The organism is Streptomyces sp. Act143 (assembly GCF_003143935.1).
GTDB lineage: Bacteria > Actinomycetota > Actinomycetes > Streptomycetales > Streptomycetaceae > Streptomyces.
The window spans coordinates 5,534,924-5,554,316 of sequence record NZ_QFRX01000001.1; the positions used below are offsets into that span (position 1 = coordinate 5,534,924).

14 protein-coding genes and 1 pseudogene are annotated in these 19,393 nt (G+C 72.0%); 14 read left to right on the top strand and 1 reads right to left on the bottom strand.

All coding sequences use genetic code 11. The features are described from left to right. Window positions 1-244 precede the first annotated feature (244 nt). From DI272_RS25160 to DI272_RS25185, 6 genes and pseudogenes are all read left to right on the top strand, one after another. Entirely contained in the window at window positions 245-1,417 is a 1,173-nt protein-coding gene (locus DI272_RS25160; protein WP_109497541.1) for a TadA family conjugal transfer-associated ATPase, read from the top strand. Further along, on the top strand, window positions 1,401-2,276 hold the full coding sequence (locus tag DI272_RS25165) for a type II secretion system F family protein (RefSeq protein WP_109497542.1): 876 nt from the start codon (window positions 1,401-1,403) through the stop codon (window positions 2,274-2,276). Before DI272_RS25160 ends, DI272_RS25165 begins: the two co-directional genes overlap by 17 nt. Beyond that, on the top strand, window positions 2,273-3,058 hold the full coding sequence (locus DI272_RS25170; protein WP_109497543.1) for a type II secretion system F family protein: 786 nt from the start codon (window positions 2,273-2,275) through the stop codon (window positions 3,056-3,058). Before DI272_RS25165 ends, DI272_RS25170 begins: the two co-directional genes overlap by 4 nt. A 145-nt stretch (window positions 3,059-3,203) precedes the next feature. Then, on the top strand, window positions 3,204-3,392 hold the full coding sequence (locus DI272_RS25175) for a DUF4244 domain-containing protein (RefSeq protein WP_109501021.1): 189 nt from the start codon (window positions 3,204-3,206) through the stop codon (window positions 3,390-3,392). Further along, a complete protein-coding gene (locus tag DI272_RS25180) occupies window positions 3,379-3,732 on the top strand; it encodes a TadE family type IV pilus minor pilin (protein WP_109497544.1) in 354 nt (117 codons plus the stop codon). The genes DI272_RS25175 and DI272_RS25180 overlap by 14 nt, the downstream gene beginning before the upstream one ends. Continuing rightward, window positions 3,729-4,115: pseudogene (locus tag DI272_RS25185) on the top strand (Rv3654c family TadE-like protein); the annotation flags it as partial. The gene DI272_RS25180 and the pseudogene DI272_RS25185, both read left to right, overlap by 4 nt. Here the strand turns inward: DI272_RS25185 and DI272_RS25190 are convergent. Beyond that, window positions 4,060-6,888, bottom strand: a complete 2,829-nt coding sequence (locus DI272_RS25190; protein WP_258314666.1) for a DEAD/DEAH box helicase — start codon at window positions 6,886-6,888, stop codon at window positions 4,060-4,062. The pseudogene DI272_RS25185 and the gene DI272_RS25190 sit on opposite strands and share 56 nt — an antisense overlap. A 79-nt stretch (window positions 6,889-6,967) precedes the next feature. Here DI272_RS25190 and bldG point away from each other — a divergent pair, with 79 nt between their 5' ends. From bldG to topA, 8 genes are all read left to right on the top strand, one after another. Then, complete coding sequence (gene bldG / locus DI272_RS25195; protein ID WP_003975386.1) at window positions 6,968-7,309, top strand: anti-sigma factor antagonist BldG; 342 nt, start codon at window positions 6,968-6,970, stop codon at window positions 7,307-7,309. Window positions 7,310-7,426: 117 nt separating this feature from the next. Continuing rightward, entirely contained in the window at window positions 7,427-7,864 is a 438-nt protein-coding gene (locus DI272_RS25200) for an ATP-binding protein (RefSeq protein WP_109497546.1), read from the top strand. Window positions 7,865-8,181: 317 nt separating this feature from the next. Continuing rightward, a complete protein-coding gene (locus tag DI272_RS25205; RefSeq protein ID WP_109497547.1) occupies window positions 8,182-10,587 on the top strand; it encodes a sodium-translocating pyrophosphatase in 2,406 nt (801 codons plus the stop codon). Between the two features lie 194 nt (window positions 10,588-10,781). After that, window positions 10,782-11,372, top strand: a complete 591-nt coding sequence (locus DI272_RS25210) for a small secreted protein (protein ID WP_109497548.1) — start codon at window positions 10,782-10,784, stop codon at window positions 11,370-11,372. A gap of 70 nt (window positions 11,373-11,442) precedes the next feature. Further along, window positions 11,443-12,960, top strand: coding sequence for a class I SAM-dependent methyltransferase (locus tag DI272_RS25215; RefSeq protein WP_109497549.1), 1,518 nt, complete (start codon window positions 11,443-11,445; stop codon window positions 12,958-12,960). A gap of 168 nt (window positions 12,961-13,128) precedes the next feature. Next, entirely contained in the window at window positions 13,129-15,708 is a 2,580-nt protein-coding gene (locus DI272_RS25220; RefSeq protein ID WP_109497550.1) for a serine/threonine-protein kinase, read from the top strand. 152 nt (window positions 15,709-15,860) lie between these two features. Next, window positions 15,861-16,058 carry a hypothetical protein gene (locus DI272_RS25225; RefSeq protein WP_109497551.1) on the top strand — a complete coding sequence of 66 codons (198 nt, stop codon included), beginning with the start codon at window positions 15,861-15,863 and terminating at the stop codon, window positions 16,056-16,058. 409 nt (window positions 16,059-16,467) lie between these two features. Further along, window positions 16,468-19,287 carry a type I DNA topoisomerase gene (gene topA / locus DI272_RS25230; protein ID WP_109497552.1) on the top strand — a complete coding sequence of 940 codons (2,820 nt, stop codon included), beginning with the start codon at window positions 16,468-16,470 and terminating at the stop codon, window positions 19,285-19,287. Window positions 19,288-19,393: the final 106 nt, after the last annotated feature.

Sequence of the window (19,393 nt, forward strand, 5' to 3'; positions counted from 1 at the left end):
GGGGCTGCTTGAAGGCGGGCGAGGGCGGGCGAGTTCGGCCGCAGGGCTGCTTGAAAGCGGTCGAGGGCAGGCGAGTTCGGCCGCGGGATTCCCCGATGGCGGGTGGAGTGGGGGCGGGACGGCGGCAGAGCCTTTCGACGGTGAGGGGGGTGGTGCGGCTTCGGGCTCGGGGTTTGTCGAAGTCGGGCGGGGTGGCTCGGGCCCGGGCGTGGGGCTGTCCGATGGCGGGACGGATGGTGCCGGGATGGCGGCGGGGCTTCTCGATGGGGTGCGGCAGTGGCTTGCCGAGAGCGGTGCCGAGCCGACGCCCGCGCGTGTGGCGCAGGCACTGCGCGAGCAGGGGAGGGTGCTCGGGGACGCCGAAGTCCTGGGCGCCGCCGCGCGGTTGCGTTCCGAGCTGGTCGGCAGCGGACCGCTGGAGCCGTTGCTCGCCGACCCGTCCGTGACCGACGTACTGGTGTCGGCACCGGACCGGGTCTGGGTCGACCGGGGCGGTGGGCTTCAACTGACCGGCGTCACCTTCCCCGACGCCGCGGCCGTACGACGGCTCGCGCAGCGCCTGGCCGCGGTGGCCGGGCGGCGACTCGACGACGCGCGGCCCTGGGCGGACGCCAGGCTGCCCGACGGGACGCGGCTGCACGCAGTGCTGCCTCCGGTGGCCGTCGACTGCACCTGTCTGTCCCTGCGGGTCGTGCGACCGCGCGCGTTCACGCTCGCCGAACTGGTGACGGCGGGCACGGTGCCGCCGGACGGGGACCGCGTGCTGCGGGGACTGGTCGACGCTCGGCTGTCGTTCCTCATCAGTGGCGGCACCGGCACCGGCAAGACGACGCTGCTGAGCGCGCTGCTGGGGCTGGTCGGGCCGGGGGAGCGGATCGTGCTCGCCGAGGACTCCGCGGAGCTGCGGCCCGACCACCCGCACGTCGTACGCCTGGAGAGCAGACCGGCCAACCAGGAGGGCGCCGGCCTGGTCACGCTCCAGGATCTGGTGCGGCAGGCCCTGCGGATGAGGCCGGACCGGCTGGTCGTGGGCGAGGTGCGGGGGCCCGAGGTAGTGCATCTGCTGGCCGCGCTGAACACCGGCCACGAGGGCGGGTGCGGGACCGTCCACGCCAATGCCGCCGCCGACGTGCCGGCTCGGCTGGAGGCACTGGGCACGGCCGCCGGGCTCGACCGTGCCGCGCTGCACAGCCAAGTGGCGGCCGCGCTGTCTGTCGTGCTGCACCTGGTGCGCGACCGGGCCGGGCAGCGGCGGATCGCCGAGGTACGGGTGCTGGAGCGGGACCCGTCGGGGCTGGTGCGCACGGTGCCGGCGCTGCGGTGGGGCGCGGAGGGTTTCGTTCATGAGCGGGGGTGGGAGCGGCTGCGAGGGCTGCTCGGACTGTCCGGAGAGGGATGTCATGGCCGGGGTGAGTGAGATGTCGGTCGGTGCTGCCGCGGCCTGCGCGGGGGCGGTCGTCTGGCTGGTGGGAGGGCCCCACGTCGGTGCTCGGCGGGCGCGGTTGCTGTTCGCGGGGAGCGGCGGGGTGGCTGGGACCGGGCCGCCGCCCCTGTGGGAGCAACTCGGGGGTGAGGTAGGCCGGTTGCGGGGGCGTCTGGGAGGCGAGTGGTGGTCGGCGGCGGCCGGGGTGGTGCTCGCCGTGCTGGGGACTTCGGTGGTGCCGCTGGTCATGGGGCTGGCCGGGGTGCCGTTGCTGCGGCGGGTTCGGCTGACACGTCGGGCGCGGCAGGCGCAGGAGCGCCGCGGGGACGAGGTCATCGCGCTGTGCGGGGCGCTGGCCGGAGAGGTACGGGCCGGACGGCAGCCGGGGCAGGCCCTGCTGCGGGCGGCGCGCGACGGCGACGGGCTCGGTGACGCCCAGCCGGCGGTGCTGGCGGCGGCGCGCTTCGGCGGTGACGTGCCGGACGCGCTCGCGGTGGCGGCACGGCAGCCGGGGGCCGACGGGCTCCTGGGACTCGCGGCGTGCTGGCGGGTCGCCGTGGACCGGGGCGCGGGGCTGGCCGCGGGGGTGGACCGGCTCGAAGCGGCACTGCGCGCCGAGCGGGACCAACGCGCCGATCTGCGCGCCCAGTTGGCGGGGGCCCGCGCCACGGCCGTGATGCTCGCCGGTCTGCCGGTCCTTGGCCTGCTGCTCGGTACGGCTCTCGGCTCCGACCCGCTGCACGTCCTGTTGCACACCGGGCCGGGGCTGGGGTGCCTGGTGGTGGGCGGGGTGCTGGAGGGGCTCGGGATGTGGTGGGCGATGCGGATCGTGCGGGGAGCGGAGGCGATGTGAGTACGGAAGTTGTCCACAGGCTGGGGGCGGTCGTGGGGAGCGTGCTGGTCGTGGCGTGGTGCGTGCGGTGGGTCGAGGGGGTCCGGCGCGAACGGCGGGTACGGCGGCGACTGGCTCGGCTGGTGGCGCGAGGGAGTGAAACTGCCGGGCCGCGGGGCGAGGCGCGGAGAGCCGTACGGCGGTGGCTGCCCTCGGTGGGGGTGGTGGCCGGCGGGTGGGCTCTGGTCGGTGGTGTCGCCGGGCTCGTGGTCGGGCTGGTCGTCGCCGCCGGGTTGTGGTGGTGGCGGAGGCGGGGCTCGGCCGCGGGCGCCGACGAGGAGTACGACGTCGAGGGGGCCGCCCGGCAACTGCCGCTCGCCGCCGATCTGCTGGCGGCCTGTATCGCGGCCGGTGCCGGTCCGGTGGTCGCGGCGCAGGCCGTGGGTGAGGCGCTGGGCGGACCGGTCGGGGAGGCGTTGGCGCGCGGGGCGGCGGAGGTGCGGCTGGGCGGTGAACCCGGTGACGCCTGGCGGCGACTGGCCTCGATGCCGGGGGCCGGGCCCCTGGCGAGGCTGCTGGAACGGGCCGACGTGACCGGGCTGCCCGCAGCCGTGCCGGTCGCCCGGCTCGCCGCGGAGGCCCGTGCCGACTGGGGACGCACCGCGACGGCACGGGCCCGGCGGGCCGCCGTCCTCGTGACCGCGCCGGTGGGGCTGTGCTTCCTGCCCGCGTTCATCGCGGTCGGGGTGCTCCCCGTGGTGATCGGGCTGGCGGGCGGGGCCTTGGGCGGGGGTGGTGGATGACGGGTACGGGCGTGCGGCGGTCGCCGTGATCGAGAAGAACGAGAAGAGCAAAAGGAACGAGAAGAACGAGAAGAACGAGAAGAGCAAGAAGAGCAAGAAGAACGCGACGAAGCAGGCAACAGAATTGATTCCTACGGGGGTTGAGATGTGCAAGGTGGTACTCGCGCGGCTGCGGGCGGCGCGGAGGGACGCGGGGATGGTCACGTCGGAGTACGCGATGGGGATCGTCGCGGCGGTGGCGTTCGCGGTCGTCCTCTACAAGGTGGTGACCAGCGGGGCCGTCAGCGCCGAGCTGCAGGGCATCGTGAAGCAGGCCCTCGATGCGCGGATGTGAGCGGGGCGCGGACCGGGGGTTCGTGACGGCGGAGTCGGCCGTGGTGCTGCCCGTGCTGGTGATGTTCGCGACGGCGCTGGTGTGGGGGCTGCTCGTGGTGGCCGCCCAGATCCAGTGCGTCGACGCGGCCAGGACGGGGGCCCGGGCGGCGGCCCGGCAGGATCCGGCCGACGCGGTCGTCGAGGTGGCCCGCGATGCGGCGCCGCGGGGTGCGCAGGTGACCGTCAGCCGGGAGGAGGCGCGGGTCAGGGTCGTGGTCGTGGCCAAGCCGCCGGTGCTGCACGGGTTGCCGTTCGAGGTGCGGGAGGAGGCCGTGGCCTCGGTGGAGGGCGGGACATGAGCGGGCGCGGGGCGCGCCGGCGCGGTCTCGGTTCCGACCGAGGCTCCGCCACCGTCTGGAGCGTCGGTGCGATCGCCGTCCTGTGCGTGGTGTTCGGGGTCGTGCTCGCCCTGGAGCAGGCCGTGGTGACGCGGCACCGTGCGGCCGGCGGGGCGGATCTGGCGGCGCTCGCGGCGGCGGACCACTGGGCGGACGGCGGGGCTGGGGCCTGCGAGCGGGCGGGGCGGGTGGCCCGCGCCCAGGGCGTGCGGCTCGTGCGGTGCACGCTTGTGGGCGAGGTGTCGGACGTGACGGCCGCGGCGGGGCGGGGGCCGTTCACGGCGGAGGTCAGGGCACGGGCGGGACCTGCGGAACAGCCGCTTCCGATGCCGTCTCCTGTGCCGGTGCCTGCGGGGTCTGCCCCTGCGCCGGCCCCTGCATCGATCCCTGCGGGACCTGCTCTTGCCCCGTCTCCTGTGCCGGTGCCCGCGGGGCCCGCTCCCGGGCCGCCCTGACCACAGACGCCGGTGTCTCTGCGGGCACCGAAGCTTCCGCAGGCACCGATGCCTCAGCAGACGCCTGAGCCTCTGCAACCTCCGGGGCTTCCGAGGCATCTGCAACCTCCGCAGCCCCTACAGCCCCTACAGCCTCCGGAGCTTCCGCAGCCCCTACAGCCCCTACAGCCTCCGGAGCTTCCGCAGCCCCCGGCTCCCCCGCCACCCCCTCCGTCCCAGGCGCGCCCCGCAGCAGCACCGTGAGCAAGCGCACCGCGCCCCTCTTGTGCAACGGGTCGTTGCCGTTGCCGCACTTGGGGGACTGGATGCAGGACGGGCAGCCGGCGTCGCACTCGCAGGAGGCGATGGCCTCGCGCGTGGCGGTGAGCCAGGCGCGGGCGGTGTGGAAGGCGCGCTCCGCGAAGCCCGCGCCGCCGGGGTGGCCGTCGTAGACGAAGACCGTCGGGAGGAGGGTGTCGGGGTGCAGGGGGATGGACACCCCGCCGATGTCCCAGCGGTCGCAGGTCGCGAAGAGGGGGAGCAGGCCGATGGAGGCGTGTTCGGCGGCGTGCAGGGCGCCGCCCAGGATCTCGGGGTTGATGCGGGCCTCGTCGAGCTGGTCCTCCGTGACGGTCCACCACACCGCGCGTGTGCGCAGCGTACGAGGAGGGAGATCGAGTTTCGTCTCACCCAGAACCTCACCGGTGATGAGGCGGCGGCGCAGGAAGGAGACCACCTGGTTGGTGACCTCGACGGAGCCGTAGCACAACCGGCCGTCGCCCCAGGGGACTTCGACGTCGGTCTCCAGGACGGCGATGGCGGTCGTGTCGCGGGCCACGGTCGAGTACGGCGGGTTCGCCTCCTCCACCAGCGCCACCGAGTCCTCCAGGTCCAGCGTCCGCACCAGATAGGTGCGGCCCTGGTGGAGGTGGACCGCGCCCTCGTGGACGGTCGTGTGGGCGGCGCCCGCGTCGACCGTGCCGAGCAGGCGGCCCGTGCCGGACTCGACGATCTGGACCGGGCGGCCGCCCTCGCCGCGGATGTCGGCGAGGTCGGCGGCGGATTCCCGGCGGGTCCAGTGCCAGGCCTTCGTGCGGCGGCGGAGCAGCCTCGCGGCCTCCAGCTGGGGGAGCAGTCCCTCGGTCGCCGGGCCGAACAGCTCCAGGTCCCCCTCCGTCAGGGGCAGTTCCGCCGCCGCCGCGCACAGGTGCGGGGCCAGGACGTACGGGTTGTCGGGGTCGAGGACGGTCGTCTCCACGGGACGGTCGAAGAGGGCCTCGGGGTGGTGGACGAGGAAGGTGTCCAGGGGGTCGTCGCGGGCGACCAGGACGGCCAGGGCGCCCTGGCCGGAGCGGCCCGCGCGGCCCGCCTGCTGCCACAGGGAGGCGCGGGTGCCCGGGTAGCCGGCGATGACCACGGCGTCCAGGCCGGAGACGTCGATGCCGAGTTCCAGGGCCGTCGTCGCGGCGAGGCCCAGCAACTCGCCCGAGTGGAGGGCCTGTTCCAGGGCTCGGCGTTCCTCCGGGAGGTAGCCGCCCCGGTAGGCCGCCACGCGGCGGGCCAGCGAGCGGTCGACCTCGGCCAGTCGTTCCTGGGCGATGACCGAGATGAGCTCGGCGCCGCGCCGGGAGCGCACGAAGGCGACCGAGCGGACGCCCTGGACCGTCAGGTCCGTCAGGAGGTCGGCCGTCTCCGCCGTGGCCGTGCGGCGGACCGGGGCGCCCTTCTCGCCCTGAAGCTCGGTGAGCGGGGGCTCCCAGAGGGCGAACACCAGTTCACCGCGCGGGGAGGCGTCGTCGGCGACCTCCACCACCGGCAGGCCGGTCAGGCGGCGGGCGGCGACCGCGGGCTCGGCGGCGGTCGCGGAGGCCAGCAGGAAGACGGGGGAGGCGCCGTAGCGGGCGCAGAGTCGGCGCAGGCGGCGCAGGACCTGGGCGACGTGGGAGCCGAAGACGCCGCGGTAGGTGTGGACCTCGTCGATGACGACGTACTTGAGCGCTTTGAGGAAGGAGGACCAGCGGGGGTGGGACGGGAGGATGCCGCGGTGCAGCATGTCCGGGTTGGTCAGGACGTAGTTGCCGTACTGGCGGATCCACTCGCGTTCCTCGAACGGGGTGTCACCGTCGTAGACGGCCGGTCGAACTGAATTGCCCAGCGGTTGTGAAAGTTCCTTCACGGAACGGCACTGATCTGCCGCGAGCGCCTTCGTGGGCGCCAGGTAGAGCGCGGTGGCGCCGCGGCCGTTCGGGGCCTCGGAGCCGTCCAGGAGGGCCGTCAGGACGGGCGTGAGGTACGCCAGGGACTTGCCGGAGGCGGTGCCGGTGGCGACGACCACCGACTCGCCGTCCAGGGCGTGCTCCGCGGCGCGTGCCTGGTGGGCCCAGGGGTGCTCGATGCCCGCCGCCTGGACGGCCGCGAGGACCTCCGGTCGAATCCGGTCAGGCCAGACGGCATGGCGGCCCTCGCGCGGGGGCAAGTGCTCCGTATGAGTGATGCGCGAAGCACGGCTCGGCCCCGAGGCGAGCCTGCCCAGCACCGTGCTCGGGTCCACCCGGGATACGGCGTCCGTCGGGGATCGATCGGATCGGTGATTCTTGGCCATCGGCACCGAGTGTGTCACCGGCGTGACGGACAATGGGACCAAGGCGTCGTGCACGCCTGCCGGTAAGTGATTGAATGCCATCGCGGCTGGCGAACCGTCCTGGGGGCTCTGCCGAGAGTCCTAACGGGCGACCGCTCGATAGCAAGGTGCTGGAGGATCCGTGGACCTGTCCCTGTCGACCCGTACCGTCGGCGATCGTACGGTCGTCGAGGTCGGTGGCGAAATCGACGTATATACCGCGCCCAAGCTGCGCGAGCAGCTGGTCGAGCTGGTGAACGACGGGAGTTTCCACCTCGTCGTCGACATGGAGGGCGTGGACTTCCTCGACTCCACCGGGCTCGGCGTGCTGGTCGGCGGCCTGAAGCGGGTGCGTGCCCACGAGGGCTCGCTGCGCCTGGTCTGCAACCAGGAGCGCATTCTGAAGATCTTCCGCATCACCGGTCTCACCAAGGTGTTCCCGATCCACACCTCGGTCGAGGAAGCGGTGGCGGCGACCGACTGAACCACCGGACCGGGGGCGGTGACCTGAACCGCGCCCGGGACGGCTGTAGTAGAGGGGGGTCCGGACTTTCGGCGGTCCGGTCCCCCGACAGCACGCCCGTAGTTCCGAGGGGGATGCATGGCCACCGTTGAACTCCGCTTCAGCGCGCTGCCCGAGCACGTCCGGACCGCCCGACTGGTGGCGGCAGCGGTGGCGCGCAGGGCCGGAGTGGACGAGGCCGTTCTCGACGAGGTGAGGCTCGCCGTCGGCGAGGCCTGCACCCGTGCCGTCGGACTGCATCAGAACAGCGGCATCACCGCACCGGTGAAAGTGCTGCTGATCGAGGAGGAGAAGCAGTTCTCCATCGAGGTCGGCGACGAGGCGCCGCGTTCGGCCCCGGGCGACCGGGCACCCGGCGCGGCCGCCGAGGACCCGGACGCGGAGACCGAGGAGGACGAGATGGGCCTCGCGGTCATCAGCGGTCTCGTCGACGACGTGGAAGTCACCGCGGGGGAGCACGGCGGGTCGATCCGTATGACTTGGCCGACCACTCCGCCGGCCGCGACGCTCCCCTGACTTCCGGCCTCACCCACCCTTCTTGCCCCGAAAGGCCCTACTCGGTAGGGCCTTTCGGCATGTCCGGGGGCCGGTGCGCGCTCATAGACTGATCGCGCACGGAATTCGTGAAGGAATTCACGATCAATCACGCGATAATTCGATCAAGTGTCAATGCCTTTGGGGCATTAGCTCTTTCGGGTTCCGTGGCGTGACGTCGATCATTTGCTGAAGAGCATGTGAAGGCCAATTCCGTTTACCGCGCACTGTTTTGATCAGGTTCCGGTACCTACAATCCGTCCACATCTTGAGCTCAGCCCAAGCGTCAAGGAGGACGAATGGCGGGGCTTTCTACCCCTCATCAGCTGGACCATCCCACCACCCTCGCAGCCGCGGTCCTGACCGACGACAACCGGATCATCATCTGGGTGATCGCCGCCGTCGCACTCGCCGCGCTCGTGGTCGCGGGCGTCCTGGTACGCCAGGTGCTCGCGGCGGGCGAGGGAACCGACAGCATGAAAAAGATCGCATCAGCCGTACAGGAAGGCGCCAACGCCTATCTGGCCCGGCAGTTGCGCACGCTCGGCGTATTTGCCGTCGTCGTGTTCTTCCTGCTCATGCTGCTGCCCGCGGACGACTGGAACCAGCGCGCCGGTCGATCCGTCTTCTTCTTGATCGGCGCGGCGTTCTCGGCGGCCACCGGTTATATCGGCATGTGGCTCGCCGTGCGCAGCAATGTGCGCGTTGCCGCGGCGGCACGGGAAGCGACACCTGCGGAAGGTGAGCCCGAAAAAGATCTCACCGCCGTCTCGCACAAAGCAATGAAGATCGCTTTCCGTACGGGCGGCGTCGTCGGCATGTTCACGGTGGGGCTCGGTCTGCTGGGCGCCTCCTGCGTGGTGCTGGTGTACGCGGCCGACGCGCCGAAGGTGCTCGAGGGCTTCGGACTCGGGGCCGCCCTGATCGCCATGTTCATGCGTGTCGGCGGCGGCATCTTCACCAAGGCCGCCGACGTCGGCGCCGACCTGGTCGGCAAGGTCGAGCAGGGCATTCCGGAGGACGACCCGCGCAATGCCGCGACCATCGCCGACAACGTGGGCGACAACGTCGGCGACTGCGCGGGCATGGCGGCCGACCTCTTCGAGTCGTACGCCGTGACCCTGGTCGCCGCGCTGATCCTCGGCAAGGCGGCCTTCGGCGACTCCGGGCTCGCCTTCCCGCTGATCGTGCCCGCGATCGGTGTGCTGACCGCCATGATCGGCATCTTCGCGGTGGCACCGCGCCGGTCCGACCGCAGTGGCATGTCCGCGATCAACCGGGGGTTCTTCATCTCCGCGGTGATCTCGCTCGCGCTGGTGGCCGCGGCCGTCTTCGCGTACCTGCCGTCGTCGTACGCCGATCTCGACGGCGTCACCGACGGGGCGATCTCCGGAAAGGACGGCGACCCGCGGATCCTCGCGCTCGTCGCGGTGGCGATCGGCATCCTGCTCGCCGCCGTCATCCAGCAGCTGACCGGCTACTTCACCGAGACCAACCGGCGCCCCGTCAAGGACATCGGCAAGACCTCGCTCACCGGCCCGGCCACCGTCGTCCTCGCCGGTATCTCCGTCGGTCTCGAATCGGCCGTCTACACCGCCCTGCTGATCGGCCTCGGCGTCTACGGGGCGTTTCTGCTCGGCGGTACGTCGATCATGCTGGCGCTGTTCGCGGTGGCGCTGGCCGGCACCGGTCTGCTCACCACGGTCGGTGTGATCGTCGCCATGGACACCTTCGGGCCGGTCTCCGACAACGCCCAGGGCATCGCCGAGATGTCCGGGGACGTCGAGGGCGCGGGCGCGCAGGTGCTCACCAACCTGGACGCCGTCGGCAACACCACCAAGGCCATCACCAAGGGCATCGCCATCGCCACCGCCGTCCTGGCGGCGTCGGCGCTCTTCGGGTCATACCGTGACGCGATCCTCACGGGCGCGCAGGACGTCGGGGAGAAGGTGTCCGGCGAGGGCGCCCCGATGAACCTGATGATGGACATCTCGCAGCCCAACAACCTCGTGGGCCTCATCGCGGGCGCCGCGGTCGTCTTCCTCTTCTCCGGACTCGCCATCAACGCCGTGTCGCGGTCGGCGGGTTCCGTGGTCTACGAGGTGCGGCGGCAGTTCCGCGAGCGTCCCGGGATCATGGACTACAGCGAGAAGCCGGAGTACGGCAAGGTCGTGGACATCTGCACCCGGGACGCGCTCAGGGAACTGGCGACGCCCGGACTGCTCGCCGTCATGGCGCCGATCTTCATCGGGTTCACGCTCGGTGTCGGCGCGCTCGGGGCGTATCTCGCGGGCGCGATCGGCGCGGGCACGCTCATGGCGGTGTTCCTCGCCAACTCCGGCGGTGCCTGGGACAACGCCAAGAAGCTCGTCGAGGACGGCCATCACGGCGGCAAGGGCAGCGAGGCCCACGCCGCGACCGTCATCGGTGACACGGTCGGCGACCCCTTCAAGGACACCGCGGGGCCCGCGATCAACCCGCTGCTGAAGGTGATGAACCTCGTCTCGCTGCTCATCGCGCCCGCGGTCATCAAGTTCAGCTACGGCGACGACAAGAGCATCGGCGTCCGGATCGGGATCGCCCTGCTCTCGCTCGCCGTGATCGTCGGCGCGGTCTATGTCTCCAAGCGGCGCGGTATCGCGGTGGGAGACGAGGAGAGTGCCAAGAAGGCGGCCAATTCGGCCGATCCCGCGGTGGTTCCGTAGGCGGTCTTACGACAGCCTGCTCACCGGGCGGGCGGTCGGCGCGCACAGGCGCGTCGCCCGCCCGTTCTGTGTGTGTTCACGCCCTCACCGTGAGCCTTCTCTCGCTTGGTGCAAATGGATATAAAAGGGTTCTTTGCGGATGCCCGGCATGCGGCCGTGGTCCGTCCGGCGTGTATCTTCCGGGGCCGAGAGCCATGGAAGGGACCAATCCGGTGAACAAGAAGCTCGCGGCCGCACTGTCCGGCGGTGCGGTACTGGTACTGGCGCTGTCGGGATGCAGCAGCGACGACAACAACGACAAGCTGAACTCCTGGGCCAAGCAGGTCTGCGACGCCGTGCAGCCGCAGGCCAAGAAGATCGAGGCCGCCAACGCCGCGATCCAGAAGCAGACCTCGGACAACAGCAAGCCGGAGGACGTCCAGAAGACCGACTCGCAGGCCTTCCAGGACATGTCCGACGCCTACAAGGCGATCGGGGCCGCGGTCACCAAGGCGGGCGCGCCGGACGTCGACAACGGCGAGAAGAAGCAGCAGGACGCGGTCAAGGAGCTCAACAGCATCTCCGCCTCCTACGCGTCCCTCAAGAAGCAGGTCGACGAACTCGACACCAAGGACCAGGGCAAGTTCGCGGACGGCCTCAAGGACGTCGCGACCGAGCTCGACAAGCTGAGCACGAGCGGCAGCGACGCCCTCAAGACCCTCGAAGAGGGCGACGTCGGCAAGGCGATGGCCGAGCAGGAGAGCTGCAAGAGCGCGTCCACCACGCCGTCGGCGACGAACGGCTGACAGCCCGCCCCGCGTGACCCCGGCGCCGTAGGCACCGCCTGCGGCGCCGCATTGCGTCCACAATGGGGTGGTGAGTGACTCCAGCCTTGCCTCTCTGCCCTCCGCCGACCGCCCCGACGTCGCCGCCGCGCTGCGCGACGCTCTCCTGGGCGCCTCCTTCACCGCCGACGGCCTGCTCGAACTGCTCGGCGCCCCCGCGTACGCGGCGCTCGCGCGCAGCGAGACGGTGCCCGCGCTGCGGGCGACCCGTGGGGACAGCGTGCTGGAGGTGCTCGTACGGCTCTTCTTGCTCCAGCAGCCCGCGCTCCACGCGCGCGTGGCGGACGTACTGCCCCTGGAGGCGTGTCTGGAGGCCGGGTGGCTGGTGGCCGCCGGCGCCGACGAAGTGGCCGCGACCGTGGACGTGCGGCCGTACGGCGGGCCCGCCGGCGAGGACTGGTTCATCGTGTCCGACCTCGGGTGCGCCGTCGGGGGCGCCGGGGGCATCGGCAGCCGTGACGAGGGCGTCGTCCTCGGCGTCGGCGGTGCCTCCACGACCCTCGCCGGGATCACCGTCCGCACGCCGGTCGGCTCCGCCCTCGATCTCGGGACCGGGTCCGGCATCCAGGCGCTGCACGCCACGCGGCACGCCACGCGCGTGACGGCGACCGACCTCAACCCGCGCGCGCTGCACATCACCGCGCTGACGCTGGCGCTCTCCGGCGCCCCGGCGGCCGAGCTGCGGGAAGGCTCGCTGTTCGAGCCGGTCCGCGACGACGAGACCTACGACCTGATCGTCTCCAACCCGCCCTTCGTGATCTCGCCCGGTGCGCGGCTGACGTACCGCGACGGCGGGATGGGCGGGGACGATCTGTGCCGGTCGCTCGTTCAGCAGGCGGGGGAACGGCTCAACGAGGGCGGGTTCGCGCAGTTCCTCGCCAACTGGCAGCACGTGGAGGGGGAGGACTGGCAGGACCGGCTCAGGTCGTGGGTGCCGCGCGGGTGCGACGCGTGGATCGTCCAGCGCGAGGTGCAGGACGTCACGCAGTACGCCGAGCTGTGGCTGAGGGACGCCGGTGACCACCGCGGGGACCCGGCGGAGTACCAGGCGCTGTACGACGCCTGGCTGGACGAGTTCGAGGCGCGCAAGGTGAAGGCCGTCGGGTTCGGCTGGATCACCCTGCGGAAGACGGGGGCCGCCGTGCCCTCGGTCGTCGCGGAGGAGTGGCCGCACCCCGTCGAGCAGCCCCTCGGCGACACCGTGCGGGCGCACTTCGAGCGGCTCGACTATCTGCGGGCGCACGACGACGCGGCGCTGCTGGAAGGGCACTTCAAGCTCGCGCCGGAGATCGTGCAGGAGCAGGTCGGGCTGCCCGGCGCCGAGGACCCGGAGCACGTGGTGCTGCGGCAGAACCGCGGCATGCGCCGGGCCACCAAGGTGGACACGGTGGGTGCGGGCTTCGCCGGGGTGTGCGACGGCTCGCTGAGCGCGGGGCGAATCCTGGACGCCATCGCGCAACTGGTGGGTGAGGACCCGGTGTTGCTGAGGGACCGCACGCCGGCGCAGATCCGGTTGCTGGTGGAGCAGGGGTTCCTGGAACCGGCGTGAGTGCGAAGCCTGCGCCCCGCGCGCACAACTGAGGCGCATGCGCCTGGTCTGACCTGATTGGTGAAGAAAAAGTCTCCTGTCAGTGGCACGTGCGAGGCTACCTTCGAGGGGCAGGCCCGATGCGTCCTCGGGGGAGGCGTACCCGCTCGGGCCTCGGGGGGAGGCGTGATGTCGGGGGAGACGCCGGATCAGGGTGAGGGCAGGGTCGTCGGCGGCCGCTACCGGCTGCTGCGGACACTCGGCGCGGGCGGCATGGGCCGTGTCTGGCTGGCCTACGACGACGAGTTGGCCTGCGAGGTCGCGCTGAAGGAGATCGCGCTCCCGGACGTGCCGATGGACGCGAGCGAGCCCGCGCAGCGCATCGCGCGGGCCCGCGCCGAGGCACGGCACGCGGCGCGGCTGCGCGGGCACCGCCATGTGGCGACGGTCCATGACGTGGTGGTGCACGAGGGGCTGCCCTGGATCGTCATGGAGTACGTGCCGGACGCGGTCGATCTCCAGGCGGTCGTACGGCGTTCGGGCCCGCTGCCGCCCGCCCAGGTGGCCCGCATCGGGCTGGCCGTGCTCGACGCGCTGACCGCGGGGCACCGGATCGGCATCCTCCACCGGGATGTGAAACCGGCCAACATCCTGCTGGGCTCGGACGCTTCGGGCGACCCGTACGCGCGCGTGCTGCTCACCGACTACGGCATCGCCCTGCAACCCGAGTCCCGCGAACCCCGGCTCACCGCCACGGCGGGCATCCTCGGCACGCCCGGTTACCTCGCGCCGGAACGCGCGCGGGGCGAGCCGCCGACACCGGCCGCGGATCTGTTCTCACTGGGCGCGACCCTGTACTGGGCCGTGGAGGGCCACGGCCCCTTCGACCGGCACGGCGACTACGCGACCCTGACCGCCCTGCTCGGGGAGGAGCCGACGGCACCGGTGCGGGCCGGTGAACTGACGCCCGTGCTCCAGGGGTTGCTGGTCAAGGACCCGGTGCGCAGGTCGTCGCCGGAGACCGTGGCGCGGGGGCTGGAGCGGGTGGTGCGGGGAGCGTCGCCGACCTGGCCCGCGGCGGCGGGAGGGGCCGACGCCGCTGCCGGGCAGGCGGGGTTCGGCGCGACGCCGGGATTCGGGCCGCCCGCCGACGGGTTCGGTGCCGGCGAGGGGCGGGGAGGACAGCCGGTCGGCTCCGGTGCGGCTGCGGGAGGCGGGGCGGTGGACGGCCCACCGCCGGGGTACGTCGCGAGCACGTCACCGGGGTGGGGCGCCGGTGGTGGTGCCGGTGGCGTGGGGCCCGGGGCGCCGCAGACGCCGGGCACCCCGCAGACACCGGGCGTCCCGGGCGCCTTCGACGTGCCGGGTACCCTGCAGACGCCCGGGACACCGCAGGCACCCGGGGTGCCGCAGGCGCCGGGCACGCCGCAGACTCCGGGCACACCGGGCGGGCCCTTCACGCCGGGTGCCCCGCAGGCGCCCCACACTCCGGGGGCCGCGTCCGACGGGGGCGGGGCGGCCACGCCCGGTGGGGCGCCGGGGGCGGCGTACGGCCCATGGCGGCAGAGCGCCGCCGCGCAGCAGCAGCCCGCGCCCGAACCCGGCAACCCCTACGCGCAGGGCCCCTACGGGAGCGGTGGCTCCGCGCCCTACGGCCCTTACGCGGGAAGCAGCGGCCCGTCGCCGTACGGGAACAGTCCGACGCCGCCCTACGCGGGCGGCCCGACGCCGCCGTACGGGGGCAACCCCTCTGTCGCCGCAAGCCCCACCCAGCCCTACGCCGGCGGCACTTCCGGTGCCGGCTGGGCCACCGGCGGGCCGGGGGCTCCTGGTGCGGGGCCGCCCGCTCCGCCCGGCCGCGACGACAGCGGCAAGAAGCGGCTCGCCCTGATCGCGCTCGTCGTGGCCGCCGTCCTCGTCGTCGCCGGCGGCACGTGGTTCGCCCTCTCGCTGACCGGCGGGGACGACGGCGGTGACAACAACACCACGGCCAGCAAGCCGCCCACCTCCAGCGTGCCCAGGACCTCAGCGCCGCCGACCGGGCCCGTGCTGCCGTACGGCGATGTCGTCGGACTCAGCAAGCCGCTGGAGACCGGGGACTGCGTACAGGCGGTCTGGTCGGGGACGCCGTTCAAGTCGGAGCCGAACCTCGGCGTGGTCGACTGCGCCGAGGACTGGCCGGACGGACAGGTCGTCGCGGTCGACACCGCCACCGACTACGCCGACGCGCGCGCGTCGGGCGCCCAGCGCTGCGCGAACCAGACACGCGCGGTCGTCGACGCCCTGCCCGACGCGGCGGTCTACGCCGTAGTGCCGACGAAGGCGGGGTTCACCGCGGCGAACAGCGGTACGGCATGTCTTGTACTGGGCCGCCATGCGGCGATCGGCGGTGAGGTCGGCCGGCTGCGCGACGAGGGCACGCGGCTGTGGGTCGGTCAGATGAGCATCGGCGACTGCTGGATCTACGAAGAGCAGGACGAGGGCTACAACGCCCCGCTGACCGACTGCGTGAAACCCCACACCGACCAGGTCATAGGCGTCGTTCAAGCACCCGCGGAAATGACCTACGAGAAAGCCACTGACAACGCGACCAAGCTGTGCGGCAACAAATTCGAGTCGACCTGGGCGCCGGGATCGGAGCGCACCGTGTACGGCTGGGTGGCCGACGAGGACGACTGGAACAAGGGGTTCAAGAAGGCCGTGTGCACGGTGAGCCGTGCCGACGGGGAGAAGACGACCGGAAAGATACCCGCGCCCGGCTCGGTCTGAGCCCGGTCGCGTCCGGTGGGGCAGGAACGGGCCCGGCGTCCCGCGCCCCCGTCGGTCCCGCGTTCACCTCGGGTTCGCCTGGCCGCCGCCCACGCGTGCCAACCTCCATGCCCGAGGCACGTGCGGTCGGGAGAAAAGGGGCACGGGGAGCCATGGAGAGCGGACCGGCGATCTTCGCCGGATCGGTGTTCGCGCTGTTCGGAGCCGGGCTGCTGACGTGGACCGTGGTCCGCGTACGGCACCGGGAGCCGGTGGCGCACGGTGTGAGCCCGGTCGCATCGGCGACCCTCGCGAGCTGTGCCGCGGTGATCGCGCTCGTGGTCGGCGCATGGTGCTTCACCCGCCTGTGACGACCATGAAAAGGCCGAGGTCCCGGTAATTGGGAGGGGGCCCTCCACTAAGGCTCGAAATGGCCGGTGGGTACTCCGGGCGGCAGGAATGGCGGTAGTCGGGTTACCGTTCGAGTGGCCGTTGCGGGCTTTTCCCGTTTGACACGGGGGCGGGATGTACCGTCACACTCCGCAGCGTCACCATGACCCGACCCCGGGGTCAAGCGACCCCGGGGAGGTGCAGGCACGTCCCCACGCCGCCCGGCACGCACTCTCGCCGCACCGGTCGAAGGCCCGAGTAGCTCCGCTACGAGGACCTCCCACCGGCACACCGAGAGCACGCACCGAACGACGCGGAAACGCACCTGCTCCTCCCCGGAGCCGCCTGCGCCTGGGGAGGCCCCAGCGTCGACCGGAGAGAAGAGCGAAGTTGTCCCCGACCAGCGAGACCGCACACGGCGGCCGCCGACTCGTCATCGTCGAGTCGCCAGCCAAGGCGAAGACGATCAAGGGCTATCTCGGCCCTGGTTACGTCGTCGAGGCGAGCGTCGGGCACATCCGCGACCTCCCCAACGGCGCCGCGGAGGTGCCGGAGAAGTACACCGGCGAGGTGCGCCGCCTCGGCGTGGACGTCGAGCACGACTTCGAGCCGATCTATGTCGTCAACGCCGACAAGAAGGCCCAGGTCAAGAAGCTCAAGGACCTGCTGAAGGACTCCGACGAGCTCTTCCTCGCCACCGATGAGGACCGCGAGGGCGAGGCCATCGCGTGGCACCTGCTCGAAGTCCTCAAGCCCAAGGTCCCGGTCAAGCGGATGGTGTTCCACGAGATCACCAAGGACGCGATCCGCGCGGCCGTCGCCAACCCGCGCGACCTCAACCAGCGCATGGTCGACGCCCAGGAGACCCGCCGCATCCTCGACCGCCTCTACGGCTACGAGGTCTCGCCGGTCCTGTGGAAGAAGGTCATGCCGCGGCTGTCGGCGGGCCGCGTCCAGTCCGTCGCCACCCGGCTCGTCGTCGAGCGGGAGCGCGAGCGCATCGCGTTCCGCTCCGCCGAGTACTGGGACCTGACGGGCACCTTCGGCACCGGCCGCGCCGGCGACCCGAGCGACCCGTCGACCCTCGTGGCCCGGCTCCAGACCGTCGACGGCAAGCGGGTCGCGCAGGGCCGTGATTTCGACTCCCTGGGGCAGCTGAAGAGCGCGAACACCCTCCACCTCGACGAGGCGAACGCCCGCGCCCTGGCCGCCGCGCTGGAGAACACCGACTTCGCCGTCCGGTCCGTCGAGTCCAAGCCGTACCGCCGCTCGCCGTACGCCCCGTTCCGGACGACGACCCTCCAGCAGGAGGCCAGCCGCAAGCTCGGCTTCGGCGCGAAGGCGACCATGCAGGTCGCCCAGAAGCTGTACGAGAACGGCTACATCACCTACATGCGTACGGACTCCACGACGCTCAGCGACACCGCTGTCGCCGCGGCCCGCGCGCAGGTCACGCAGCTGTACGGCGCCGACTACCTGCCGTCCGCCCCGCGCACCTACGCCGGGAAGGTCAAGAACGCGCAGGAGGCGCACGAGGCGATCCGCCCCTCGGGTGATCGTTTCCGCACGCCCGCCGAGACCGGTCTGACCGGCGACCAGTTCAAGCTGTACGAGCTGATCTGGAAGCGGACCGTCGCCTCCCAGATGAAGGACGCGACCGGCAACTCCGTCACGGTCAAGATCGGCGGCACCGCCGCCGACGGCCGGGACGTCGAGTTCAGCGCGTCCGGCAAGACGATCACCTTCCACGGCTTCCTGAAGGCCTACGTCGAGGGCGCCGACGACCCGAACGCCGAGCTGGACGACCGTGAGCGCCGGCTGCCGCAGGTCAGCGAGGGCGACCGGCTCTCCGCCGAGGAGATCACGGTCGACGGGCACGCCACCAAGCCCCCGGCCCGCTACACCGAGGCGTCGCTGGTCAAGGAGCTCGAAGAGCGCGAGATCGGCCGCCCGTCGACGTACGCGTCGATCATCGGCACCATCCTCGACCGCGGCTACGTCTTCAAGAAGGGCACGGCCCTCGTGCCGTCCTTCCTCTCCTTCGCCGTGGTCAACCTCCTGGAGAAGCACTTCGGGCGGCTCGTCGACTACGACTTCACCGCCAAGATGGAGGACGACCTCGACCGCATCGCCCGCGGTGAGGCGCAGTCCGTGCCGTGGCTGAAGCGGTTCTACTTCGGCGAGGGCACGGTGGGGGGTGCCGCCGACGCCGGCAACGGCGACGGGGACCACCTCGGCGGCCTCAAGGAGCTGGTGACCGACCTGGGCGCGATCGACGCGCGCGAGGTGTCGTCGTTCCCGGTGGGCAACGGCATCGTGCTGCGGGTCGGGCGCTACGGCCCGTACATCGAGCGCGGTGAGAAGGACACGGACGGCCACCAGCGGGCCGACGTGCCCGACGACCTCGCGCCCGACGAACTGTCCGTCGAGTACGCCGAGGAACTGCTCGCCAAGCCGAGCGGCGACTTCGAGCTCGGCGCCGACCCGGTCAGCGGCAACCAGATCATCGCCCGCGCCGGCCGCTACGGCCCGTACGTCACCGAGGTGCTCCCCGAGGGCACCCCGAAGACCGGCAAGAACGCCGTGAAGCCGCGGACCGCCTCGCTGTTCAAGTCGATGTCCCTGGACACGGTGACGCTGGAGGACGCCCTCAAGCTGATGTCGCTGCCGCGGGTCGTCGGCGCCGACGCCGAGGGCCAGGAGATCACCGCGCAGAACGGGCGCTACGGGCCGTACCTGAAGAAGGGCACGGACTCGCGCTCGCTCCAGACGGAGGAGCAGCTCTTCACCATCACCCTCGAAGAGGCGCTCGCGATCTACGCCCAGCCCAAGCAGCGCGGCCGGGCCGCCGCCAAGCCGCCGCTGAAGGAGCTGGGCACCGACCCGGTCAGCGAGAAGCCGGTCGTGGTCAAGGACGGCCGCTTCGGGCCGTACGTCACCGACGGGGAGACCAACGCGACCCTGCGCTCCGGCGACAGCGTCGAGGACATCACCCCCGAGCGCGGCTACGAACTCCTCGCCGAGAAGCGGGCGAAGGGCCCCGCGAAGAAGACGGCGAAGAAGGCGCCCGCCAAGAAGACGGCCGCGAAGAAGGCCGCCCCGGCCAAGAAGACGGCGGCCAAGAAGACCGCCGCGAAGAAGACGACGACGGCCGCGAAGAAGACGACCGCGAAGAAGGCGGCGGCTTCGAAGGCGGCGTCGGAGGACTGAGACAAGCCGCGATGCCCCATCGGGGCTTCGCAAAACGAACGCCCCGGCATCACTTTGGTGTCGGGGCGTGCGCACGTTCGGACGGGCGCCGCGTCCTGTCGGTGCT